The organism is Chitinimonas lacunae (assembly GCF_042650885.1).
GTDB lineage: Bacteria > Pseudomonadota > Gammaproteobacteria > Burkholderiales > Chitinimonadaceae > Chitinimonas_A > Chitinimonas_A lacunae.
Window position 1 is genome coordinate 2,314,668 of record NZ_JBHSBU010000001.1, and the last position, 23,491, is coordinate 2,338,158.

The following is a 23,491-nucleotide window of genomic DNA, read 5'->3' on the forward strand; positions in this document are numbered from 1 at the left end:
CTTAGGCCCAAACTGTCTTAAGGGCAACGAAGCTAGCTATTGTACGGCATCTTTCAGAGATTTGCCAGCACGAAATTTCGGTTGCTTGGCGGCCTTGATCATGATGGCTTCGCCGGTACGCGGATTGTGGCCACTGCGCTCTTCGCGCTGGCCCACATAGAAAGTACCAAAGCCGACCAGGGTCACGGTGTCGCCGGCTTGCAGCGCGTTGGTGACGGCAGCGATGGTGGCGTCCAGCGCTTTGCCAGCAGCAGCCTTGGAAATCTCGGCCTGCGCGGCAATTTCATCAATCAGTTCCGACTTGTTCATTACGTCCCCTTTCGAGTTGGTGGGATAAGTCAACGGGAGGTCAATCGCACGAGCTTTATAGCAAGCGCATTTTTCCCGTGTCAAGCGCAAAGCCGCGCCCGTACTGGATTTCCGGGCGATCGGCCAATATGACATATTAGTGTTTGGTCGGTGCAGGCGCTACTACAGGTGCGGGATTAGGTGCCGGTTCCGGTACAGTTTCACCATTGGCAGGAGCCTGAGGGATTGGCTGTCGCTCCAGGGCCAGGGTCAGTACCTGATCGATCCATTTCACCGGATGAATCTCCAGCTTTTGCTTGATGTTGTCGGGAATTTCCACCAGATCCTTGGTATTCCCTTCCGGAATCAGTACCTGTTTGATACCACCACGGTGGGCCGCCAGCAGCTTTTCCTTCAGGCCGCCGATAGGCAGCACTTCACCGCGCAGCGTGATTTCACCGGTCATTGCCACATCGGCACGCACCGGGATACCGGTCAGGATGGATACCATGGCGGTGGAAATCGCGATACCGGCCGACGGGCCATCCTTGGGCGTAGCGCCTTCGGGAAGGTGGATATGGATATCGTGCTTCTGGTAGAAATCCTGCTCGATACCCAGCGCTTCGGCCCGGCTGCGGACCACCGAGAGTGCGGCTTGGATCGACTCCTGCATCACATCGCCGAGCTTACCGGTGGTAATCATCTTGCCCTTGCCCGGCAATACTACCGCTTCGATGGTCAGCAATTCGCCGCCGACTTCGGTCCAGGCCAGACCAGTCACTTGACCGACCTGGTTGTTTTCCTCAGCCAGACCGTAGGTGTATTTGCGAACACCCAGGTATTTATCGAGATTCTTGGCGCTCACCGTTACCCGCTTCTCGCTGGGCTTGAGCAATAGCGACTTCACCACCTTGCGGCAGATCTTGGCGATTTCCCGGTCCAGACTACGCACCCCAGCTTCGCGGGTGTAGTAGCGCACGATATCGCGCAGCGCCGATTCCTGGATGGCGACCTCGTTCTCCTTGAGGCCATTGGCCTTCATCTGCTTCGGCACCAGGTACTTCTCGGCGATATTGATCTTCTCGTCTTCGGTGTAACCGGACAGGCGGATCACCTCCATCCGGTCAAGCAGCGGCGCCGGAATGTTGAGGGTGTTGGCCGTGGCCACGAACATCACGTCGGACAGATCGTATTCGACTTCCAAATAGTGATCGACAAAACTGCTGTTCTGCTCCGGATCAAGCACTTCGAGCAGCGCCGAGCTGGGGTCGCCGCGGAAGTCCATCCCCATCTTGTCGACTTCGTCGAGCAGGAACAGCGGGTTCTTGACACCGACCTTATTCATGGATTGCAGGATCTTGCCCGGCATCGAGCCGATATAGGTGCGACGGTGGCCACGAATCTCAGCCTCGTCGCGCACACCGCCCAGGGCCATACGCACGAATTTGCGGTTGGTGGCACGGGCCAGCGACTGCCCCAGCGAGGTCTTACCGACACCGGGCGGGCCGACCAGACACAGGATCGGAGCCTTGAGGCGGTCCACCCGCTGCTGCACGGCAAGATATTCGAGAATACGTTCCTTGACCCGCTCCAGCCCGTAATGCTCGACATCGAGCACCTTTTCGGCCTCGGGCAGATCCTTGCTGATCTTGGTCCGCTTTTTCCACGGCAGACCGATCAGCGTATCGATATAGTTACGCACCACGGTAGCTTCGGCCGACATCGGCGACATCAGCTTGAGCTTCTTCAGTTCGGCCTCGACCTTGACCTTGGCTTCCTTGGACAAACCAGCAGCCTTGATGCGCTTTTCCAGCTCGTCAAAGTCCTGCGACTCGTCGAGTTCGCCCAGCTCCTTCTGAATCGCCTTGACCTGCTCGTTGAGGTAGTACTCGCGCTGGCTCTTTTCCATCTGCCGCTTGACCCGGCCACGGATGCGCTTTTCCACCTGCAAGATGTCGATCTCGGCCTCGAGCTGCTTGAGCAGGTGTTCCAGCCGGTCGCGCACCGGGAACATCTCAAGAATGTCCTGTTTCTGCTCGAGCTTGAGCGGCAGATGAGCTGCTACCGTGTCGGCCAGCCGGCCGGCACGCTCGATTCCCCCAAGCGAGGTCAGCACCTCGGGCGGAATCTTCTTATTGAGTTTGACGAACTGGTCGAACTGCGACAGCAAGGCCCGTCGCATCGCCTCGGTTTCGGTGTCCTCGGCGGCGTCGAGCGGGATGGGCTGGGCCGACACAGAGAAATAAGCATCGGTTTCGACGATCTGCTTGACCAGGGCGCGCTGGCTGCCTTCAACCAGCACCTTGACCGTACCGTCGGGCAGCTTAAGCAATTGCAGGATGGTGGCGACGGTACCGACGTCGTACATATCGGCCGGACCCGGGTCATCCTTGGCGGCGTTCTTCTGCGCCAACAGCAGGATCTGCTTGCCGGCCTCCATGGCGACTTCGAGTGCGCGGATCGACTTGGGTCGGCCGACGAACAGCGGAATCACCATATAGGGGAACACCACCACATCCCGCAACGGCAATAGCGGCAGATCAATCGGCTCGGCAGGGAGTTCGGTGTGCTGAGACATAGAAATTGTCCAATTGGCAAGGGGTTTGCAATGGAGACAAGATGGGGCGGCCAGACAGCATTTCAACGTCGGACCGCAGTAGGATTCGATTCATCATTAACGAATCGCCGGCTGCCCGCAACCGCAGCCGGGAAAAAAAACCGCCCCTCAGGGCGGTTTTTGGCGGTGAGCGATGCGACTAGGCAATCTGGGCCTGTGGCGTATCGTCCCGGTAGATAAGGATGGGCATACCGCCGTTCTCGATCAGATTCTCGTCGATCACCACCTTGACCACCCCACGTTGCGACGGCAGCTCGTACATGGTGTCGAGCAGCGCAGCTTCGAGGATAGAACGCAGGCCCCGGGCACCGGTCTTGCGCTTGAGTGCCTTGTTGGCGATCGCCGTCAGGGCCTCGGGGCGAATCTCCAGTTCGGCACCTTCGAGCTGGAACAGCTTCTGGTACTGCTTGACCAGGGCGTTCTTCGGCTCGGTCAGGATCGTCACCAGCGCAGTCTCGTCGAGTTCGTCGAGCGTGGCGACCACCGGCAGACGGCCGACAAATTCGGGGATCAGGCCGAACTTGATCAGGTCTTCCGGTTCGGATTCGCGCAGCAGTTTACCCACGGCGCGGCCATCGTCCTTGCTATGCACGCTGGCGCCGAAGCCGATGCCGCCCTTCTGCGAACGCTGCCGGATGATGGTCGCCAGACCATCAAAGGCGCCGCCGCAGATAAACAGGATATTGGTGGTATCGACCTGGAGGAATTCCTGGTTCGGATGCTTGCGGCCACCCTGCGGCGGAATCGACGCCACCGTTCCCTCGACCAGCTTGAGCAGAGCTTGCTGCACGCCCTCGCCCGATACATCACGGGTAATCGAAGGGTTGTCGGATTTGCGCGAGATCTTGTCGATCTCATCGATATAGACAATGCCACGCTGGGCCTTTTCGATATCGTAGTCGCACTTTTGCAGCAGCTTGGCGATGATGTTTTCCACATCTTCGCCGACATAGCCGGCTTCGGTCAGCGTGGTCGCGTCGGCAATCACGAACGGTACATCGAGCAGCCGGGCCAGCGTCTGCGCCAGCAGGGTCTTGCCCGAACCGGTCGGACCGATCAGCAGGATATTGGACTTGGCCAGTTCGACATCACCGCTTTGCGCAGCGGGATTGGCCAAGCGCTTGTAATGGTTGTAGACCGCGACCGCCAGGGCCTTTTTGGCCTTGTCCTGTCCGATCACATACTGGTCGAGTTCATCGCGCAGTTCGGTGGGAGTCGGCAGTTTCTGGCTGGCACCGGGCTTGGCAGCCGGCGTCGCGGTGCCGGTCTCCTCGCGGATGATGTCGTTGCACAGCTCGATACATTCGTCGCAGATAAATACCTGCGGACCAGCGATCAGCTTGCGCACCTCATGCTGGCTTTTGCCGCAAAAGGAACAGTAGAGCAGTTTTTCGTTGGATTTGTCGGACATGTGAGCCTCGTCGCGACGGAGATGCCGGATAGCTTGAACCCAAGCCCGGCGTCAATCAACCCCCGGCGCGGATCCGGACTGATAAAGAAATGCGGGCCGGACAAGCCGGCCCACGCAATCGTATATTTATTCAGGCTGACGCGATACCAGTACCTGATCGATCAGACCATAGTCCTTGGCCGCCTCGGCACTCATGAAATTATCGCGGTCGGTGTCACGCTCGATGGTTTCGACCGGCTGACCAGTATGTTTGGCCAGCAGTTCGTTCATCAGGCGCTTGGTCTTGATCAGCTCTTTGGCGTGGATTTCGATATCCGACGCCTGACCCGACAAACCGCCAAGTAGCGGCTGGTGGATCATGATGCGCGAATTGGGCAGCGAGAACCGCTTGCCGGCCTTGCCGCCGGCGAGCAGGAAGGCACCCATACTGGCGGCCATGCCGATACACAGTGTCGAGACATCGGGCTTGATGAAATTCATCGTGTCGTAGATCGACATGCCCGCCGAAATCGAACCGCCAGGCGAGTTGATATAGAGGAAGATATCCTTGTCGGGGTTTTCCGACTCCAGGAACAGCATCTGGGCAACGACCAGATTCGCGGTAGTGTCGTTCACGGGCCCCACGAGGAATACCACCCGCTCCTTGAGCAGACGGGAATAAATATCGTAGGCACGCTCACCACGGCCGCTCTGCTCGATGACCATCGGCACGTAACCCAGACCTTGCGGCTCGGGACGTTCGTTGATCCAATCCGATCGCTGCCAGTTGCTCATGTTTACCTCACAGTCACGCCTGTTTAGGCGTTACCCATCAACTCGTCGAAGCTCAGCGTTTTCTCGACCGTCTTGGCCTTGGAGAAGACGAATTCGACCACGTTGTCTTCGATAGCCAGTGCTTCGGGGCCATCGAGACGATCCTGGCTGGCATAGTACCACTTCACCACTTCGGCCGGATGTTCGTAGGCTTCGGCGAATTCCTCGACGATGCGCTTGATCTGTTCCGGCTTGGCTTGCAGCTCATTGCTGCGGACCACTTCGGCCAGAATCAGGCCCAGGCTGACGCGGCGCTTGGCTTGTTCTTCAAAGACCTGCGGCGGCACCGGCAGCTTGCTGGTGTCGAAACCACGCGACTTCATCTCTTCCTTGGCCTGCTCGACCAGACGGCCGATTTCCAGGCTGACCAGGGCGCGCGGCAGTTCGAGCGGGTTGGCGGCGACCAGGGCACTCATCACGCTTTCCTTGGCACGGGCCGACAGACGGCGCTTCACTTCACGCTCGACGTTCTTGCGGATCTCATCGCGCATCTTGGCGACGTCACCGTCTTCGACACCCAGGGTACGGGCGAAGTCGGCATCGACTTCGGGCAGCACCGGAGCGGCGACATTCTTGACGGTCACTTCGAAGCTGGCGGTCTTGCCAGCCACGTCGGCGCCTTGGTAGTCGGCCGGAAAGTTCAGGTCGAAGGTCTTGCTTTCGCCTTCCTTCATGCCGAGGACAGCGCTGTCGAACTCCGGCAGCATCTGGCCTTCGCCGGCCATGAAGGCGAAGTTGTCGGCACTACCACCAGCAAACGGCGTACCGTCGATGGTGCCCTTGAAGTCGACGATCACGCGATCGCCCTTTTGCACTTCACGCTCGACGCGCTCGAAGCGGGTACGTTGCTTACGCAGGATTTCGATGGTCTTGTCGACCTCGGCTTCGCCGACGGTCAGCAGAGGACGCTCGACTTCGATACTGGACAGATCGCTCAGCACCACTTCGGGATAGACTTCGAAATGGGCGCTGACCTTGAAGGCGTCGCCTTCGATCGGCTGAGCTTGGAATTGCGGATAGCCAGCAACACGCAGTTGCTGCTCTTTGACGGCATTGCTAAAAGCAGCCTCGACTTTTTCGCCGAGGACTTCTTCACGGACTTGGAAGCCGTAATTCTGCGCCACGATCTTGAGCGGCGCCTTGCCGGGACGGAAGCCCTGAATACGCGCGGTACGCGCCACGCGCTTCAGCCGGTCTTCCACGGCGGCGTCGATTTCGCCCATCGGGATCGCGAGGTCGAGCCGGCGCTCCAGTTGTCCCAACGTTTCCAGTTGTGCTTGCATGTTGAATCGATCCTATAGAACGCGTGTGATGGTTGGAACCTGCACGCGCCGAAACCTCTTCTTAGACGGCCGGCGGCTGCTAAATTCTGGTGCGAGAGGGGGGACTCGAACCCCCACACCTTGCGGCGCTGGAACCTAAATCCAGTGCGTCTACCAATTTCGCCACTCTCGCTCACCCCAAAAGACCGGTACCGGGCTAGCCGGCGACCGCCCACAGCGGGTGGAGAATAGGAAAGTATAAGGCAGCTCGCCAGAAAAAAACAAACCCCATCATGCAGCGTCAGCATTCCTTCCGTCATGCTTGCCGGTCCAGCGTGGCTTTGTGTCATACTGCCGGCGATTTTCGACCCCCAAGACACCGTGTCCACGCTTAGAGTTTTTCTCGCCGAGAATGCCTTGCTGCCGGCCCCGAACACGGTGGTCGAATGGCGCCTGTTCGATGCCAATCGTGGCGCCCATGGCCGCGACGCTCTGTCCGCTCTGCCGCGCGCCTCCCGTATCGAATTGTTCATTCCTGCCAGTTGCATATTGCTGAGCCGGGTCACGCTACCGCCTGGCGGACGCCGCCAAGCGCGCAAGCTGCTGACCCATGCGCTCGACAACCAACTGCTTGGCGATGGCGAAGACCAGCATCTGGCCTGGAGTGCCGACGGTGATACCTATCAGGTCGCCGTGATCGAGCGCGCGCTGCTCGACGCGATAGTCGAAGCAGGCCGCCAGGCCGGCGTGACCTTCCATGCGATCTACAGCGTGGCGGATCTACTGCCTGATGCCTACGACACCCTGTCCTGGTTCGGCCACGGCTGGGCCTCGCGCCAGGGTTGCGACAGCGTCTGGCTCGATGCCGCCAACCCGGCCGAGCCGCCAGCCTTTATTCCTACCCTGTCGGCCTTGACCCTGCGGCTCGATGGCCGGCTCGATCTCGATACCCGTTATTGGCAAGACCGGCTGCAACGCCCGGTCGAGCGGGTCGATTGCGATCCATTGACCCAGCCATTGCGTCCCGACGCCGTCAATCTGCTGCAGGGCGAATTCGCCCGTGGGGCCGAACTCGATCTCGACTGGAGCCGACTGCGCCCCACTGCCCTGCTCGCCGGTGTCGCAGCCCTGCTCTGGCTCGGCAGCTGGTTTGGCGGGTGGATGGCCATGCGCAACGAGGCACAGGCCCTGCGCCACGATATGAATAGCGCGTTCAGCACCGCCTTTCCCGGCACGCCCATCGTCGATGCCAAGCTCCAGCTCGCCGCCAAGCTCAAGGAACGCAAACCCGACCAGCCCAGCACCATCGACGATAACTTCGCCAAGCTGGAACGACTGGCACCACGCCTACCTGGTGCAGGTGGCGCCAAACTGCTCGGCTTTGAGCTCGATGGCGACACGTTGGTCGTGCACTACCAGACCAAGCCAGAGAATCTGCCGGCCCTGACCCAGGCGCTGTCAGCCGGTGCCCGGGTCGAAAACAGTCGCAGCAATCCGCCCGATCGGGTCCAGCTCACCCTGAAGCCCCTCTAGACCGCGCATGCCCGCCTTGCCTTCTCCCCTCGTCCAATTCTGGCAGCAGCGCCAACCGCGTGAACGCCTGGTGCTCGGCAGCGGTGCTGTGCTGCTGGCGGTGGTCCTGCTCTATGTGCTGCTGTTCGAGCCGGTGGCGCAGGAACGTCAGCAGCTCAGCACCAACCTTCCCTCACTGCGGCTCGACGCCGCCCGCTTCAAGCGCGATCTGCAACAGCTCAACGGCCAGCCGGCCGCCAACAGCGGCGGATTGGCCGCGCTGATCGCCAATAGCGGCTTCGCGCCCGAAGCGTTGCGTCTGGCACCGGCCGGCGATAAGCGCTACACCCTCAACGCCAAGTCGGTCGATTGGCCTGCGCTGCTGCGTCTGCTCGATCAGGCCCGGCGTCAGGGCGTCAAGATCGACAAACTCAGCGTCAAAACAGTCGAGGGCGGACTGGTCGATGCCCAAGCGGAGTTGAGCCGATGAAACGACTCGGATGGGGTTGGTGGCTGCTGCTCGCGCTATTGCTGCCCCTGTGCGCCGTGGCGCAATTGCCGAGCACCCTGCTTGGCTGGATGCTGGAAAACCGCAGCCAGGGACTAGTCAAGCTCGCCGCCGCCGATGGCACGCTCTGGCATGGCAGCGGCCAGCTCGCCATCGGTGATCAGGCACTGCTCGAGCGGCTGCGTTGGCAATGGCAACCGCGTGAACTGCTGCAAGGCCGCTTTACCTATCGGCTCGAAGCCGACCAAGGCGGCGCCATGCTGCGGCTGGGCTGGAAAAGGCTGGAGCTGCAACAGCTAGAACTCGGTTTCGCCGCCGCTCCGCTCGTGGGCCTGGATCGGCGTCTGCAACCCTTCCAACTCGGTGGCCGGATTCGGCTGGCCTCGCCCGGCCTCACCGTCAGCCCGAGCCAGATCGACGGCGGCCTGACCGTTGACTGGCAACAGGCCAGTTCTCCCTTGGTCCCGACCTTGCCGCAGCTGGGCGACTATCGTGCCGTCCTGTCCCCGCAAGGCGACAGCTGGCAATTCCAGGTGCAGACCCTGAACGGCCAGCTCCAGCTCGACGGTGGTGGCAACTGGTCGCCCAAGACCGGTCTCCATGGCGAAATCGGCGTACGTGCCGCCCCGGGCGCCGAAAATCTGGTCGGCCCGCTGCTGGCCCAGATCGGCCCAGGCGCCCCGACCGAGCGGCGCCGCCTCAAACTCAACGTCCGCTAAGTCCAGAACCCAAGACTCCCACTCCACCCGAACAGCAGTCCGCTCGGAGTCGGAGTCGGAGTCGGAGTCGGAGTCGGAGTCGGAGTCGGAGTCGGAGTCGGAGTCGGAGTCGGAGTCGGAGTCGGAGTCGGAGGACAGCGTGGCGGATTTTTGTGCATCCTGGCCTCGAAAATCTGCAAAATACAAATATTCTGAAAACCAATCGTGATAATCCATAGCCATTAGAGAAATATTAGAAATAATAGAGAAAATAACCCATCTCTTCCCTCTCTCAGCCTCCTCCTCGCGTTTTCCTCTCTTCCACCACGGCCAATCCCCAACACCTTAGCCGGGCTGGGTTAGAATCGTCGTTTTGACCGACTCGACACGAGCCATCATGACCGTAAGAACCCGTTTTGCCCCGTCTCCGACCGGGCTGCTCCATATCGGGGGCGTGCGCACCGCCCTGTTCTCCTGGGCTTATGCCCGTAAACACGCTGGCGTGTTCGTGCTGCGTATCGAGGACACCGACCTGGAACGCTCGACGCCGGAATCGGTGCAAGTGATTCTGGACGGCATGGAATGGGTCGGGCTGGCGCACGACGAAGGTCCGTTCTATCAGATGCAGCGGATGGACCGTTATAAGGAAGTCCTGGAGCAGATGCTGGCAGCGGGCACCGCCTATTACTGCTACTGCTCCAAGGAAGAACTCGAAGCCATGCGGGCCGAAGCCGAGGCGCGCGGTGAAAAGCCGCGCTATGACCGGCGCTGGCGGCCCGAAGCCGGCAAGACCTTGCCTCCACCGCCGGCCGGGGTCGAGCCGGTGATCCGTTTCCGCAACCCGCTCGATGGCGTGGTGGCCTGGAACGATCAGGTCAAGGGCCGGATCGAAATCGCCAATACCGAACTCGACGACCTGATCATCGCCCGCCCGGGCGGTGTACCCACCTACAACTTCTGCGTGGTGGTGGACGACTGGGATATGGGCATCACCCATGTGATCCGCGGTGACGACCATGTCAACAATACCCCGCGCCAGATCAATATCCTGGCGGCCCTGGGCGCGCCGCTGCCGCTGTATGCCCATCTGCCGATGATCCTCAATGCCGACGGCAGCAAGATGAGCAAGCGCAAGGACCGGGTATCGGTGGTCGACTACCAGCGCCAGGGCATTCTGCCCGAAGCGCTGCTCAATTATCTGGCCCGGCTCGGCTGGGGTCATGGCGACGATGAATTCTTCACCATGGCCCAGTTTGTCGAATGGTTCGACCTGGCCAACGTCAGCCCCAGCCCTTCGCGCTTTGACCGCGAGAAGATGCTGTGGATCAACCAGCAGCATATGAAGGTGGCCGACAACCAGCGGCTGGCCGAGCTGACCGCGCCTTTCCTGGTGGAAGTGGGTATCGATCCGACCCAGGGTCCGGCCCTGGCCGAGGTGGTGGGCTTACTGAAGGAGCGCGTCACCAATCTGGTCGATCTGGCCCAGCAGGCGCACTACTTCTATCGCCACGAGCCGGCCTCGGCCGAACTCGCCGCCCAGCATCTGGGCGATGAGGCGCGGGCGCGGCTCGGTCGGTTCCGCACGGCCCTCTCGGCCTTGCCGGCGTGGGACGGCACGAGCCTGAGCGCCGAGATCAAGCGCTTCGTTGCCGAAGAAGGCATCAAGATGCCGCTGCTGGGTATGCCCTTGCGGGCTGCCGTGTGCGGTACCACCCAGACGCCTTCGGTCGATCTGGTGCTGGCACAGCTTGGACGTGAGGAAGTCCTCCAGCGTCTGGGCAAGCTGGCTGGCTAATGCATTTCCAGACCAGTCGGCGTCAGCGCGTCCGGGCAGGCAGGTAACGCTCAGCCGGGCGGTGACTCCGCTGTAAATTTGCTCGGCTTGCAGGCTGCCTCGCGCCGATCTCGCCAAAACAAACGGCCACCTTGCTGGTGGCCGTTTTCATTTTGAACGGAGCGCCGACATACCTTGGCACTTCTGGTGTTTTTGTTAATTTTTGTTATTTACCTGCAATCCATATTGCAATGGTTTTGCAGGATTTTTTCTTTTTCTTCTTGATCAGCGGCTGGCGCGCTGACGCAGCCATTTGGTGGCGATCCACTTGTCACCGCGGATCACCGGCGCGCCGCCATGGAGACTTAGCGGGTCGAGCGTGCCGCTATCGTCCGAATATTCGAAATAGACGCCGTGGCCCCGCCGTGGCGCCACCGACAGACCGAGGTCGGGAAAGATGGTCTCGCCGCCGGCCTCGACATCGTTGAGATACATCACCAGCGTACCGATGCGCTGACCACGTTCCTCAAGATGGGGCTTACTGCCGGGAATATTCGGATCGAAATAGTCGAAATGCGGCCGGTATTCGCCGCCCACATTGTAATGCAGGATCTGCAAACCTTCACCGCACTCGATCGGATGTTGCAGCAGTGCGGCAAGCCGGCGGTCGATCCGCTCGATCAGCTCGTTTTCGTTCAATAGAAAGAACGTCCCCTCGCTGGTACGGGCCTCGTGCTCGACCGACTTGCCGGTGGCGTTGTCCACCGTGGTCGAGCGCTCGACCTTGTTGCGCGACAGATTGATGATCTGCTCGCACTCCTGCTCCGACAGGATATTGCCAAACAGGATCACCCGCGGACGTTCCAGCCGGAACAACACCTGAACCGGACGATCGAGTCCGGGCACGGTATTGCCGTCCAGAGGGAAACGATGCGGCACCATCGGCTCGGTGGGCGGCTTTTGCGCCGCCGCACCGCGCGGTTCAAGCGCCACCACCGATACTGCGGCCCGGGCAAAATTGGCCTCGAACTCGTTTTGCAGCATCACATCGACCAGTTGCTGCTGGCTGCAACCGCGTTCGAGACCATCACGGATCCAATCGCGCCAAGCCGAGGACAATGCGGTGACAGACATGCTGAACCTCTCGCTAAACGAAAAATACCATCAGCATAACTTAAGCTGGTACGGCTGCTCAAGCCAGGATCTGGTTAAGGTAACTTTGCACCTGCTGACGGCTGAGCTGGTCGTGTTGCAGGGTGAAGCCACGGTAGGCGTCGCCCCGGAAGCGGCGGTCGATTTCCAGCAATACATGGGTGCAGTGGAGTTCAGGCAGGAAGGTCACTTCAACTTCGCTGATCCGGCCGCCGTGATAGGGACGGAATTCGAACTCCTGATAGCAGCCGCTGGTGGAGCGACGGCCCTGTACGGTGCAATAGCCTTTCTCGACATCGGCGGTATGCAGCGCCATTCCCATCTGGGCCATCGAATCGAGCACCAGCGCCATGGCGGGCGTCGGCTCGACGCGCAGATAGTCGCGGTCGGAGCTGTCGATCGCGGCGTCGATCTCAAGCTGGGTATCGATCCAGACCCGCGCTTTGTTATTGGGGCAGTTGACGGCTGTCACCGGGGTCTCCAGCGGCAGCAGGTTTTCAAACGGGACGATGCGCTCTTCACCGGGCCGCAGGGTAAAACGGTCATGGAGCTTCCAGCGGGCCAGGATATGCGAGCGGTCGGGATTGTGCACATCGCCTTCGTCATCCTCGACCGCGCTCAGCAGGCGCAGCTCCAGACCTTCGATATCCTGCTCGGCCGAGCCGCCCCGGATCACGATACGGGCACGGAAAGGCTGACCCGGCACCAGGGTAGGCGACAGGACTTGGGTATCGACCTCGGCGCCACCAATGCCGACGGCGGCAAACAGTTTCTTGAACATGGGATCTCCGCAACGATGCCGACTTGGCAAAAATTTGCGGCTATTCTGCGGCGGCGCCCGCGACTCGGCAAGCGCAGCACGATGGCTGACCGATCAGAAGAAATGAACGACGGCAGCAAACGGATGGACAGCGGAAGATCCACAAGAAAGAGCAACCAACGGCCTCGGAAGATTACGACAGGCTTTCATCAGAAAAAATGCTTTTCTGATTTAAAACGGCCATGTACTTTGCAACCGTTTTGCAGGAAATTTGATAAAAACGCAGAACCAGATAGTTCTGCGCCAATAAGCTGCTACTGTCCCGGCCGCCGCCATAGATAGCGGATCACAAAGCCCGGAAAGGCCGCCACCGCAAACAGGGCCAGGGTGGTGGCGTAGAACGGCCATTTCTGCACATGGACCGGCCCGAAACGCGATTCGAGCCAGCGGCCCAGCAGCCCCATCACGATATAGAGCAGCAGGAATTCAAGCAGACGCCAGCCAAACGCCTTGCGTCCCGACGCCGGCCGCAGCACGAACAGCACCCGCTCGACCATAAACGGCAAATTGGCGGCCAAGGCCGCCAATCCGAGGTAGGCATACAAAGCCGCCGTCACAGCAGCCCCAGCGAGATCTGTACCGACTTGTGGCACAGGGTCAGCAGGCTGTCGGGCATCAGACCCAGCACCAGCAGCGCCAGACAATTGACCGACAGCAGCAGCACCATATCGGGCTTGGCCACCAGTGGTGCGCTGTCCTGCGGCTCATCCATGAACATCAGCTTGACGACGCGCAGGTAGTAGAAGGCACCGATCAGCGAGAACACCACCGCGATCACCGCCAGCGCCACCAGATCGATGGCCACCACGGCCTTGAGCACCGCCAGCTTGGAGAAGAAACCCACGAATACGGGCAGACCGGCCATCGAGAACATCACCATCAGCATCATCAGGGCAAACCAGGGATTGCGCTTGGCCAGACCCTTGAAGTCGGCCAGACGATCAGCCTCGAAGCCTTGGCGGGCCAGCAGCATGATCAGACCGAAGCCTGCAGCGGCCATCAGCATATAGGCGATCGCGTAGAACATCGACGCGGCATAGCCCTCGATGGTGCCGGCCAGAATGCCCAGCAGCAGGAAGCCCATATGCGAGATGGTCGAGTAGGCGAACATCCGCTTCAGATTGGTCTGGGCAATCGCCACCACATTGCCGATGGCGATCGACAGCACAGCGAGCACCACCAGCATGCCGCGCCATTCATCGGCCACCCCGGGCAGCGCCTGGGCCAGCAGACGCATCACAAAGGCGAAGGCGGCGAGCTTGGGGGCCGAGCTGATCAGTTGCGTCACCAGCGTGGGCGAGCCTTGGTAGACGTCGGGTACCCACATATGGAACGGCACATTGCCGAGCTTGAAACCCAGACCGGTCACGACAAACACCAGGCCGAAGGTGATCAGGGTCTTGTTGGCGGCACCGCTGGCGATCTTCTGGGCCACCAGATGGATGTCGAGGCTGCCGGTCGCGCCGTAGAGCATCGACAGACCGTACAGCAACATGCCCGAAGCCAGCGCACCCAGCACGAAATACTTCATGGCGGCTTCGGTCGCCGTGACCGAGTCGCGTTGCAGCGCCACCAGGGCATACAGCGACAGCGACAGCAGTTCCAGACCGACATAGAGCGTCAGGAAGTTGGTCGCCGAGGCCATGATCATCATGCCCAGCAGCGAGAACAGGCTCAGGGTAAACAGCTCGCCGCGGAAGATGGCGCGGTCGGCGGCGTAAGTCCGGCCATAGACCAGCACCAGGGCGGTACCGACCGTCATGCCGATCTTGAGGACCTGCGACATCGGGTCGGCCACGAACATGCCCATAAAGGCCGCAGCCGGCGCCCAGCTGAAGCCGGTGAACAGCATCCCGGCACAGCCGGCCAGCGCCAGCAGCGACAGAACATAGGTGGTGTCGCGGCGCTCGTCCGGGATAAACAGGTCGATCAGCATGATCGCCGAGACGGCACACAGCAGCCAGATTTCCGGCAGGGCCGCCATCAGGTTCAAATCAGCCAAAGTCATTCTCGTTTTGTCCTTGTCGCTATTGCGGCAGTGCGCCCGGCAGCTTGCTCTTCGCCACATGCGAGATCAGCGAATCGACGCTGGTATGCAGTTTGGCGGTAAAGGCTTCCGGATACAGACCCATGCCCAGCACGCACAGCGCCAGCACTGCCAGCACCGCGAACTCGCGCAGGTTCAGATCCTTGAGTTCGGCCACATGGGAATTGGCCACTTCGCCGAAGATCACCCGTTTGTACATCCACAGGGTGTAGGCCGCGCCGAAGATCAGGGTCGAGGCCGCTGCAAAGGCATACCAGAAGTTCACCTTGACTGCACCCACGATCACCATGAATTCGCCCACGAAGCCCGAGGTGGCCGGCAGACCCGAATTCGCCATCGAGAACAGCAGGAAGAACGCGGCGAACTTGGGCATGGTGTTGACCACGCCACCGTAATCGGCGATCTGGCGCGAATGGACCCGGTCGTACATCACCCCGATACAGAAGAACATCGCGGCCGACACGAAACCGTGCGAGATCATCTGGATCAGCGCGCCTTCGAGACCATAGGTGGTGGGCATGCCGCCGGCGAACATGAACATGCCGAGCGTGACGAAGCCCATATGCGAGATCGAAGAATAGGCGACCAGCTTCTTCATATCTTTCTGCACCAGCGCCACCAGGCCGATATACACCACGGCCACCAGCGACAGGGCAACGATGATCCAGCCCCATTCACGCGCCGCATCGGGGGCGATCGGCAGGGCAAAACGCAGGAAACCGTAGGCGCCGAGCTTCAGGGTGATCGCCGCCAGCACCATCGAGCCGCCGGTCGGGGCTTCGACGTGGGCGTCGGGCAGCCAGGTATGGACCGGGAACATCGGCACCTTGACCGCGAAGGCGAAGAAGAAGGCGATCAGCAGGTAGCCTTGTACCGACAGCGGCAGCACCAGACGGTGATAGGTCGCGATATCGAAGCTCTGGCCGGCCTGGAAGTACAGATAGATAAAGCCGACCAGCAGCAACAGCGAGCCAAGCAGCGTGTAGAGGAACAGTTTGATCGCTGCATAGACGCGGTTCGGGCCACCCCAGATACCGACGATCAGATACAGCGGAATCAGCATTGCCTCGAAGAACACATAGAACAGCACGGCATCGAGCGCGGCGAAGGCACCGTTGATCAGACCGGACATGATCAGGAACGAGGCCATGTATTGCGCCACCCGCTCCTTGATGACTTCCCAGCCCGCCGCCACCACCAGTACCGTGGTAAAGGCATTGAGCATGACGAAGAACATCGACAGCCCATCCACCCCGAGGTGGTAGTTGATATTGAAGGCGGCGATCCACGGCTTCATTTCCACGAACTGCGGTCCGCCGTGCAAAGGCGCGAAGCCGGTGTACAGCGGGATCGTTACCAGGAAGCCCAGCAGGCTGCCAGCCAGTGCCAGCATCCGCGCCAGACCGGCATTGCGGTCCCCGCCGGTCGCCAGTACCAGCAACCCGGCCGCGATCGGCACCCAGATTGCCAGACTCAACAGATGATCGAACATATCCACCCTTAAGCGAGAATTTGACGAATCGTGTGATCAGGCCGTCACTGCGCGGCCGCCAGACCCAGTGCACGAAGCAGCGGGGCGAGATGACCGTTCATCCAGGCCAGCAGCAACATCACGCCGACGATCATGGCGAATGCGTAGTGGTAGATGAAGCCGGTCTGGAGGCGACGTACTGCGCCGGCCACAGCGCCGACCAGCTTGGCTGCGCCATTGACCACCAGACCATCGATCAGCACGGTATCGCCGGCCTTCCAGAACACCTTGCCCAGTTTGCGGCCGAAGGCCGAGAAACCCTGGATATACAGGTGATCCATGTAATATTTGTTTTCCAGCAGGGTGTGCAGCGGCTGTAGCTTCTTCTGGATTGCAGCCGGGATATCCGGACGCTTCAGATAGAAGAACCAGGCCAGAACCACACCGGCGAGCGCCAGCCAGAACGGCGCGGTGCTGAGAGCGTGCAGGGCCATGGCACCAGGGCCGTGGAATTCGCTCTTCAGTTCGCTCATCACGACGTGTTGGCTGGTATCGATCACGCCGTCGAAGAAGCCGCCGTACAGCATCGGCTCGATCGCGAAGAAACCGATCAGTGCCGACGGGAAGGCCAGCAGCACCAGCGGCAGGGTAACGACCCATGGCGACTCGTGCGGCTTCTCGCCCGGGGCAAGACCGTGGTGATGGTCGTCACCGTGTTCATCATCGTGGTGATGATGAGCCTTGCCGAAACGCTCTTCACCGTGGAACACCAGGAAGTACATCCGGAACGAGTAGAAGGCGGTGATGAACACACCCAATACCACAGCGAAGTAGGCGAAACCGGCACCCGGCAGATGCGAGGCATGCACCGCTTCGATAATCGAATCCTTGGAATAGAAGCCCGACAGGAACGGCGTGCCGATCAGCGCCAGCGAACCGATCAGCGAAGTGATCCAGGTCCAGAACATGTATTTGCGCAGACCGCCCATATTGCGCATGTCCTGATCGTGGTGCATGCCCATGATCACCGAACCGGCGCCCAGGAACAGCAGGGCCTTGAAGAAGGCGTGGGTCATCAGGTGGAACACGGCGATCGGATAGGCCGACACGCCCAGCGCCACGGTCATGTAACCGAGCTGCGACAGGGTGGAATAGGCCACCACCCGCTTGATGTCGTTCTGGATGATGCCGAGGAAACCCATGAACAGCGCCGTGATCGCACCGATCACCAGCACGAAGTTGAGCGCGGTATCGCTGAGTTCAAACAGCGGTGACATGCGCGACACCATGAAGATGCCGGCCGTCACCATGGTGGCGGCGTGGATCAGCGCCGAGATCGGGGTCGGGCCTTCCATCGAGTCGGGCAGCCAGACGTGCAGCGGGAACTGGGCGGACTTACCCATGGCACCGATAAACAGCAGAATGCAGGTGACGGTCAGCAGCGACCATTGCACGCCCGGGAACAGGCTGATGGTCTTGGCTTGCCACAGGGCAATCGCTTCGCTGCCCTTGAGTTGCTGGAACACTTCGACGTAGTCGAAGGTGCCGAAATGGGCCAGGATCAGGCCGATGCCGAGCAGAAAGCCGAAGTCACCGACGCGGTTGACCAGAAAGGCCTTGAGGTTGGCGAAGATTGCGGTCGGACGCTTATACCAGAAACCGATCAGCAGATAGGAAACCAGACCCACCGCTTCCCAGCCGAAGAACAGTTGCACGAAGTTGTTGCTCATCACCAGCATCAACATCGAGAAGGTAAACAGCGAGATATAGCTGAAGAAACGCTGATAGCCCGGATCGTCGTGCATATAGCCGATGGTGTAGATATGCACCATCAGACTGACGAAGGTGACCACCACCATCATCATCGCGGTCAGCTTATCGATCATAAAGCCGACCGAAATGTCGATGCCGTCGATGGTCATCCAGGTGTAGACGTTGCCGTAGTAGGACTGGCCACCGTTCAGCAGGTCGTACAGCGTATAGAACGAGCCCGCGCAGGCGGCCGCCACCCCAAGAATGGTCAGCCAGTGCGCACCGGCGCGGCCGATGGCACGGCCGAACAAGCCGGCGGCGATGGCACCGAACAGCGGAAAGAGCGGTATCAGCAGATAGAGCGTCGGTTTATCCATAATTGCGAGCGCGGGCGGGTTCTTTTAATTCGGTAGACCGGTCAGCCCTTCAGGCTGCCCAGATCCTCAACGTTGATCGAGCGCAAGTTGCGGAACAACACCACCAGGATCGCCAGGCCGATCGCCGATTCGGCGGCCGCCACGGTCAGGATGAAGAACACGAAGATCTGGCCGTGCACGTCACCCAGGAACTTGGAAAAGGCGATGAAGTTGATATTGACCGCCAGCAGCATCAGCTCGATGGCCATCAGCAGCACGATCACGTTCTTGCGGTTCATAAAGATGCCGAACACCGAGATCGCAAACAGGATCGCGGCCAGCACCAGGTAATGGGTCAACGTCACGTTGGCTTCCTCGCGGTCTGGTTCTCGGTTTAGGCAGCCGGCTTGTCGCCAGTCTCATCGGCAGCCGGGGCTTCGACCTCGGCCTGCATCTTGACGATGCGCACCCGGTCGGCACGCTTGACCTTGATCTGGGCGGCCGGGTCGACATACTTGGTGTTCTTGCGCTTACGCAGGGTCAGCGAGATTGCGGCGATAATCGCCACCACCAGCAACACGGCAGCCAGTTCGAACGGCAGCAGATACTGGGTGTAGATCGGTACGCCGAGCTGTTTGATATTGCTGACGCCTTCAGGCAGCGGCGGCACCTGGACAAAATCGGCCAGGCCGTTGTTGCGGGCAGCCAGCACCACCACCATCTCGGCCGCCATGATCACCGCCACCACCCCGGCGAACGGGGCGTAGCGCCAGAAGCCGGCGCGCAGTTCCTCGAAGTTGATATCGAGCATCATCACCACGAACAGGAACAGCACCATCACCGCCCCGACATAGACCAGCACCAGCGAGATCGCCAGAAACTCGGCCTCCATCAGCATCCACAGCACGGCCGCGGTGAAGAACGACAACACCAGACTCAGGGCGGCGTGCACGGGATTCTTCGTGGTCACGACGCCCATCGCCGACACAAGCAGGATGGCGGCGAAGATATAGAACACGACGGTAGTCAGCATGAATGGCCCGCGTTCGGTTTACCGGTTTTGATTAGGAATGACCCGCCAAGCTCAGCGGTACTTGGCATCGGCTTCTCTGGCCTTGGCAATCTCGGCTTCGTACTTGTCGCCGATCGCCAACAGCATCGGCTTGGTGTAGTACAGATCGCCGCGCTTTTCGCCGTGGTATTCGTAGATATGGGTCTCGACGATCGCATCGACCGGACAGGCCTCTTCGCAGAAACCGCAGAAGATGCATTTGGTCAGGTCGATGTCGTAGCGCGTGGTACGACGCGTACCGTCGTCGCGCAGATCCGACTCGATCGTGATGGCCATCGCCGGACAGACCGCCTCGCACAGCTTGCAGGCAATGCAGCGCTCTTCGCCGTTGGCGTAGCGCCGCTGCGCATGCAGGCCACGGAAGCGCGGACTGTAAGGCGTCTTCTCTTCAGGGAACTGCACCGTGATCTTGCGCTGGAAGAAATGGCGGCCGGTAAGGGCCAGGCCCTTGACCAGTTCGACCAGCAGGAAGGTCTTGAAGAAATTCTGAATCTTTTCCATGTTCCGACTTTCCTTCCGCTTACCAAAGCGAGTAAGGGGTCTGCATCCAGGCCGCCACCACTACAATCCACACCAGCGTCACCGGGATGAACACCTTCCAACCCAGGCGCATCAGCTGGTCATAGCGATAACGCGGGAAGGTGGCGCGGAACCACAGGAAGCAGAACAGAATAAAAGCGGTCTTGAGCGCGAGCCACAGGAAGCTCGGTGCACCCAGCAGCGGCACCGAGGCCGGCAGCGGCGACAACCAGCCACCCAGGAACATCAGCGAGGTCATGATCGAGATCAGGATCATGTTCGCGTATTCGCCTAGGAAGAACAGTGCGAACGACATGCCCGAATATTCGATCATATGACCGGCCACAATCTCGGATTCGCCTTCGGTCACGTCAAACGGGGCACGGTTGGTTTCGGCCACACCAGAGATCAGATAGACCAGGAACAGCGGGAACAGTGGCAGCCAGTTCCACGACAGCACCGAGCCCGCAGCGATACCACGACCCTGGGCATTGACGATATCGGTCAGGTTAAGGCTGCCTGACACCATCAGCACGCCGACCAGGGCGAAACCCATGGCCAGCTCGTAGGAGATGACCTGGGCAGCGGCACGCATGGCGCCAAGGAAGGCGTATTTGGAGTTGGACGCCCAGCCGGCCACGATAATGCCGTACACCCCCAGCGAAGTGATGGCCATCACATAGAGCAGGCCCGCATTGACGTCAGCCAGTACCAGACCTGGCGAGAACGGAATCACCGCCCAGGCCGCCAGCGACGAAGCCAGCACCATCACCGGGGCAAAGAAGAACAGGCCCTTGGACGCTGCCGAAGGAGCAATGATTTCCTTGAGCAGCAGCTTGATACCGTCGGCGATCGGTTGCAGCAGACCGAAGGGACCGACCCGGTTCGGGCCGATACGGATCTGCATATAGCCGATCACCTTGCGCTCAGCCAGCGTCAGATAGGCCACACAGCCGAAGATGGGCGCCACGATCAGCACGATCTTGAGCAGGGACCACAGCACCACGCCCAATACCGGGCCGAACAGGGAGAGGAAACCGTTATGCAGCGCGTCGATCATCTCTTCTAGTCTCCTTTAGGCGCGCGTGGCTTCGATGGCATCGAACTGGCCACCCAGGGCGGCAGTCGCCGGATGGGCAGCAGGCACCCGCACCACATCAGCCGGCAGGCCCGGATCGATCTCGACCGGCAATACCACACGGCCTTCGCCTTGTTGCAGGCTGAGCGAAGCGCCGGCCTCGACCCCGAGCCGCGCGGCCGTCGCTGGCGCCAGCGCCACCACCGGCGGGCGGGCATCGCGGGTCTGTTGCAGCGGGGCAGAACGGCGCACCAGGGCATCGGCCTGATAAGGAGCCACTTCGCCCAGGCGAATCAGACCGCTGGACGGCGACTTGAGGCTCAGGCTGATATCGGCCACGGCATTGTCGAGCCGGCCGGTCAGCGCGGCTTCGCCTTGCGGCAAGGCAGCGGCACGGACCATCTCAGCGCTGTCGAAGTCAAAGCCGGCCAGACCCAGCATATTGCCGAGCACACGCAGCACCTTCCAGCCCGGACGGGCATCGCCCAACGGCTTGACCACGCCATTGAAGCTCTGCAACCGGCCTTCCATATTCACAAAGCTGCCCGCCGTCTCGGAGAACGGGGTGATCGGCAGCAGCACATCGGCGTAGTCGAGCGCGGCATGCTTGAATGCCGACAGCGCAACCACCATTTCGGCCGACTTGACGGCGGACAGGGCGCGTTGCGGGTTGTAGCTGTCGAGCTCGACCTCAGTATTGAACAGCACATAGGCCTTGCGCGTCTTGGCAAAGGCACTGCCGGAAGCCTTAAGGCCCAGTGCCTGGGCACCGACCGTATTGGCGGCTTCGCTCATCCAGCCAAAGCGCACACCAGCGACCTGTTGCAGCAGATTGCCCAGCAGAGCCAGCTCGGCTGCACGCGGGTGGTGCGCAGCCAGATTGCCGAACAGCAGGCTGGCATGGCTGCCTTCCGTGGCAGCGGCCTCGACCAGCAGCTTGGCAATCGCGGTAGCGGCAGCATCGGCTTCGGCTGCGGCCACTTCGGCCGGTACGGTGACACCCTTGAGTTCTGCGGCAGCCTTGACCACGGCGGCCAGCGTCTCGACCAGCTGGTCAGGGCGCACGATCAGTTTCTGTTCGATCCGGGTCAGCAGTTCGTCGTCCATCGGGTTGATGACGGCGAGCTTCATTCCGCGCTTGATGGCCTGACGCAGGCGTTGCGCCAGCAGCGGCTGTTCCTTGCGCAGGGTCGAACCGAGCACCAGCACGGCCTTGGACTTCAGCAGATCAAGCACCGACTGGCCGAGCCAGGCAGCGCCGCGCTGAGCAGCGGCCAGTCTGTCGTCGGCATAGCGGCTGCCGAATTCGATGCTGTCCACATTGAGGCCGGTAGCGAGCTTCTTGAGCAGATGCAGCTCTTCGACGGTCGAATGCGGCGTTGCCAGTGCGGCGACTGCATCGGGACCATGCTCACGGATAATCGACTTGAGACCATTTCCCACATACTCGAGCGCGGTCTGCCAGTCGGTTTCGATCCACTGGCCGCCTTGCTTGAGCATGGGCTTGGTCAGACGTTCGGCGCTGTTGAGCGCTTCGTAGGAGAAACGGTCGCGGTCGGCCAGCCAGCATTCGTTGATGGCTTCGTTTTCCAACGGCAACACCCGCATCACACGGCTGCCCTTGACCTGGACCACCAGATTGCTGCCCAGACCGTCATGCGGGCTCACGCTCTTGCGACGCGACAGCTCCCAGCTACGAGCGGCGTAGCGGAACGGCTTCGACGTCAGCGCGCCGACCGGGCACAAATCGATCACGTTGCCGGAAATTTCCGAATCCACCGTCATGCCGATAAACGACATGATCTCGGAATGCTCGCCACGACCGGCCATGCCGATTTCTTGCAGACCGGCGATTTCTTCGGTGAAGCGGACACAACGGGTGCAATGAATGCAGCGCGTCATATCGGTGGCGATCAGCGGGCCGAGATTTTTGTTGCTGACCACCCGCTTTTCTTCCTGGTAGCGCGAGCTGCTGCCGCCATAGCCGACGGCCAAGTCCTGCAATTGGCACTCGCCACCCTGATCGCAGATCGGGCAGTCGAGCGGATGGTTGATCAGCAGGAATTCCATCACTCCCTTCTGCGCTTTGACCGCCATATCGGAGTGGGTGTAGACCTTCATGCCGTCGGTGACAGGCGTCGCGCAAGCCGGCAGCGGCTTGGGCGCCTTTTCCACCTGTACCAGACACATCCGGCAGTTGGCCGCGATCGACAGCTTCTTGTGATAGCAGAAGTGCGGGATATAGGTACCGATCGAATGCGCGGCGTCAATCACCGTGCAGCCATCAGGTACCGTCAGTTTCTTACCGTCGATTTCGATTTCAAGCATGATCGGGCAGCCG

20 protein-coding genes and 1 tRNA gene are annotated in these 23,491 nt (G+C 60.7%); 4 read left to right on the plus strand and 17 right to left on the minus strand.

All coding sequences use genetic code 11. From position 1 onward, the window contains the following. Window positions 1-36 precede the first annotated feature (36 nt). From ACFOW7_RS09560 to ACFOW7_RS09585, 6 genes are all read right to left on the minus strand, one after another. On the minus strand, window positions 37-444 hold the full coding sequence (locus ACFOW7_RS09560) for an HU family DNA-binding protein (protein ID WP_378163517.1): 408 nt from the start codon (window positions 442-444) through the stop codon (window positions 37-39). 1 nt (window position 445) lies between these two features. Next, a complete protein-coding gene (gene lon, locus ACFOW7_RS09565; protein ID WP_378163519.1) occupies window positions 446-2,866 on the minus strand; it encodes an endopeptidase La in 2,421 nt (806 codons plus the stop codon). Between the two features lie 178 nt (window positions 2,867-3,044). Further along, window positions 3,045-4,316, minus strand: coding sequence for an ATP-dependent Clp protease ATP-binding subunit ClpX (gene clpX, locus ACFOW7_RS09570; protein ID WP_378163521.1), 1,272 nt, complete (start codon window positions 4,314-4,316; stop codon window positions 3,045-3,047). 126 nt (window positions 4,317-4,442) lie between these two features. After that, the gene (gene clpP / locus ACFOW7_RS09575; protein ID WP_378163523.1) at window positions 4,443-5,090 is read right to left on the minus strand and encodes an ATP-dependent Clp endopeptidase proteolytic subunit ClpP; all 648 of its coding nucleotides are present in this window, start codon (window positions 5,088-5,090) and stop codon (window positions 4,443-4,445) included. Window positions 5,091-5,113: 23 nt separating this feature from the next. After that, window positions 5,114-6,412, minus strand: a complete 1,299-nt coding sequence (gene tig / locus ACFOW7_RS09580; RefSeq protein WP_378163526.1) for a trigger factor — start codon at window positions 6,410-6,412, stop codon at window positions 5,114-5,116. 87 nt (window positions 6,413-6,499) lie between these two features. Continuing rightward, window positions 6,500-6,584: transfer RNA gene (locus ACFOW7_RS09585), tRNA-Leu, on the minus strand. A gap of 188 nt (window positions 6,585-6,772) precedes the next feature. Here ACFOW7_RS09585 and gspL point away from each other — a divergent pair. From gspL to gltX, 4 genes are all read left to right on the plus strand, one after another. Beyond that, window positions 6,773-7,924 carry a type II secretion system protein GspL gene (gene gspL / locus ACFOW7_RS09590; RefSeq protein ID WP_378163528.1) on the plus strand — a complete coding sequence of 384 codons (1,152 nt, stop codon included), beginning with the start codon at window positions 6,773-6,775 and terminating at the stop codon, window positions 7,922-7,924. Window positions 7,925-7,940: 16 nt separating this feature from the next. Beyond that, on the plus strand, window positions 7,941-8,393 hold the full coding sequence (gspM, locus tag ACFOW7_RS09595; protein ID WP_378163530.1) for a type II secretion system protein GspM: 453 nt from the start codon (window positions 7,941-7,943) through the stop codon (window positions 8,391-8,393). Then, window positions 8,390-9,130, plus strand: a complete 741-nt coding sequence (gspN, locus tag ACFOW7_RS09600; protein ID WP_378163532.1) for a type II secretion system protein N — start codon at window positions 8,390-8,392, stop codon at window positions 9,128-9,130. Before gspM ends, gspN begins: the two co-directional genes overlap by 4 nt. A 376-nt stretch (window positions 9,131-9,506) precedes the next feature. Further along, window positions 9,507-10,904 (plus strand): glutamate--tRNA ligase, encoded by a 1,398-nt coding sequence (gene gltX, locus ACFOW7_RS09605; RefSeq protein ID WP_378163534.1) that lies wholly within the window; start codon window positions 9,507-9,509, stop codon window positions 10,902-10,904. Between the two features lie 264 nt (window positions 10,905-11,168). On the opposite strand, the gene ACFOW7_RS09610 is transcribed toward gltX, so the two are convergent. From ACFOW7_RS09610 to nuoG, 11 genes are all read right to left on the minus strand, one after another. Then, on the minus strand, window positions 11,169-12,017 hold the full coding sequence (locus tag ACFOW7_RS09610) for a 2OG-Fe(II) oxygenase (protein WP_378163537.1): 849 nt from the start codon (window positions 12,015-12,017) through the stop codon (window positions 11,169-11,171). A 58-nt stretch (window positions 12,018-12,075) separates the two neighbouring features. Beyond that, window positions 12,076-12,816: a sporulation protein gene (locus ACFOW7_RS09615; protein WP_378163539.1), complete on the minus strand. Its 741-nt coding sequence runs from the start codon at window positions 12,814-12,816 to the stop codon at window positions 12,076-12,078. 293 nt (window positions 12,817-13,109) lie between these two features. Next, entirely contained in the window at window positions 13,110-13,448 is a 339-nt protein-coding gene (locus ACFOW7_RS09620; protein WP_378163542.1) for a DUF2818 family protein, read from the minus strand. Further along, entirely contained in the window at window positions 13,409-14,863 is a 1,455-nt protein-coding gene (gene nuoN / locus ACFOW7_RS09625; protein WP_378163544.1) for an NADH-quinone oxidoreductase subunit NuoN, read from the minus strand. The genes ACFOW7_RS09620 and nuoN overlap by 40 nt, the downstream gene beginning before the upstream one ends. 19 nt (window positions 14,864-14,882) lie before the next feature. After that, window positions 14,883-16,394: an NADH-quinone oxidoreductase subunit M gene (locus ACFOW7_RS09630; protein WP_378163546.1), complete on the minus strand. Its 1,512-nt coding sequence runs from the start codon at window positions 16,392-16,394 to the stop codon at window positions 14,883-14,885. Between the two features lie 44 nt (window positions 16,395-16,438). Beyond that, window positions 16,439-18,502 (minus strand): NADH-quinone oxidoreductase subunit L, encoded by a 2,064-nt coding sequence (gene nuoL / locus ACFOW7_RS09635; protein ID WP_378163548.1) that lies wholly within the window; start codon window positions 18,500-18,502, stop codon window positions 16,439-16,441. 41 nt (window positions 18,503-18,543) lie between these two features. Continuing rightward, window positions 18,544-18,846, minus strand: a complete 303-nt coding sequence (gene nuoK, locus ACFOW7_RS09640) for an NADH-quinone oxidoreductase subunit NuoK (protein WP_378163550.1) — start codon at window positions 18,844-18,846, stop codon at window positions 18,544-18,546. Window positions 18,847-18,875: 29 nt separating this feature from the next. Beyond that, window positions 18,876-19,514, minus strand: coding sequence for an NADH-quinone oxidoreductase subunit J (locus ACFOW7_RS09645; protein WP_378163552.1), 639 nt, complete (start codon window positions 19,512-19,514; stop codon window positions 18,876-18,878). Between the two features lie 51 nt (window positions 19,515-19,565). Then, window positions 19,566-20,045, minus strand: a complete 480-nt coding sequence (gene nuoI, locus ACFOW7_RS09650) for an NADH-quinone oxidoreductase subunit NuoI (protein WP_449252242.1) — start codon at window positions 20,043-20,045, stop codon at window positions 19,566-19,568. 28 nt (window positions 20,046-20,073) lie between these two features. Continuing rightward, on the minus strand, window positions 20,074-21,132 hold the full coding sequence (nuoH, locus tag ACFOW7_RS09655; protein WP_378163556.1) for an NADH-quinone oxidoreductase subunit NuoH: 1,059 nt from the start codon (window positions 21,130-21,132) through the stop codon (window positions 20,074-20,076). A 15-nt stretch (window positions 21,133-21,147) separates the two neighbouring features. Continuing rightward, entirely contained in the window at window positions 21,148-23,478 is a 2,331-nt protein-coding gene (gene nuoG / locus ACFOW7_RS09660; RefSeq protein WP_378163558.1) for an NADH-quinone oxidoreductase subunit NuoG, read from the minus strand. Window positions 23,479-23,491: the final 13 nt, after the last annotated feature.

What these genes read in the sequence shown, in the direction of transcription:
- ACFOW7_RS09560 (WP_378163517.1), bottom strand. Translation starts at nt 444, where the DNA reads ATGTCATATTGGCCGATCGCCCGGAAATCCAGTACGGGCGCGGCTTTG.
- lon (WP_378163519.1), bottom strand. Translation starts at nt 2,866, where the DNA reads ATGTCTCAGCACACCGAACTCCCTGCCGAGCCGATTGATCTGCCGCTA.
- clpX (WP_378163521.1), bottom strand. Translation starts at nt 4,316, where the DNA reads ATGTCCGACAAATCCAACGAAAAACTGCTCTACTGTTCCTTTTGCGGC.
- clpP (WP_378163523.1), bottom strand. Translation starts at nt 5,090, where the DNA reads ATGAGCAACTGGCAGCGATCGGATTGGATCAACGAACGTCCCGAGCCG.
- tig (WP_378163526.1), bottom strand. Translation starts at nt 6,412, where the DNA reads ATGCAAGCACAACTGGAAACGTTGGGACAACTGGAGCGCCGGCTCGAC.
- gspN (WP_378163532.1), top strand. Translation starts at nt 8,390, where the DNA reads ATGAAACGACTCGGATGGGGTTGGTGGCTGCTGCTCGCGCTATTGCTG.
- gltX (WP_378163534.1), top strand. Translation starts at nt 9,507, where the DNA reads ATGACCGTAAGAACCCGTTTTGCCCCGTCTCCGACCGGGCTGCTCCAT.
- ACFOW7_RS09610 (WP_378163537.1), bottom strand. Translation starts at nt 12,017, where the DNA reads ATGTCTGTCACCGCATTGTCCTCGGCTTGGCGCGATTGGATCCGTGAT.
- ACFOW7_RS09615 (WP_378163539.1), bottom strand. Translation starts at nt 12,816, where the DNA reads ATGTTCAAGAAACTGTTTGCCGCCGTCGGCATTGGTGGCGCCGAGGTC.
- nuoN (WP_378163544.1), bottom strand. Translation starts at nt 14,863, where the DNA reads ATGACTTTGGCTGATTTGAACCTGATGGCGGCCCTGCCGGAAATCTGG.
- ACFOW7_RS09630 (WP_378163546.1), bottom strand. Translation starts at nt 16,394, where the DNA reads ATGTTCGATCATCTGTTGAGTCTGGCAATCTGGGTGCCGATCGCGGCC.
- nuoL (WP_378163548.1), bottom strand. Translation starts at nt 18,502, where the DNA reads ATGGATAAACCGACGCTCTATCTGCTGATACCGCTCTTTCCGCTGTTC.
- ACFOW7_RS09645 (WP_378163552.1), bottom strand. Translation starts at nt 19,514, where the DNA reads ATGCTGACTACCGTCGTGTTCTATATCTTCGCCGCCATCCTGCTTGTG.
- nuoH (WP_378163556.1), bottom strand. Translation starts at nt 21,132, where the DNA reads ATGATCGACGCGCTGCATAACGGTTTCCTCTCCCTGTTCGGCCCGGTA.
- nuoG (WP_378163558.1), bottom strand. Translation starts at nt 23,478, where the DNA reads ATGCTTGAAATCGAAATCGACGGTAAGAAACTGACGGTACCTGATGGC.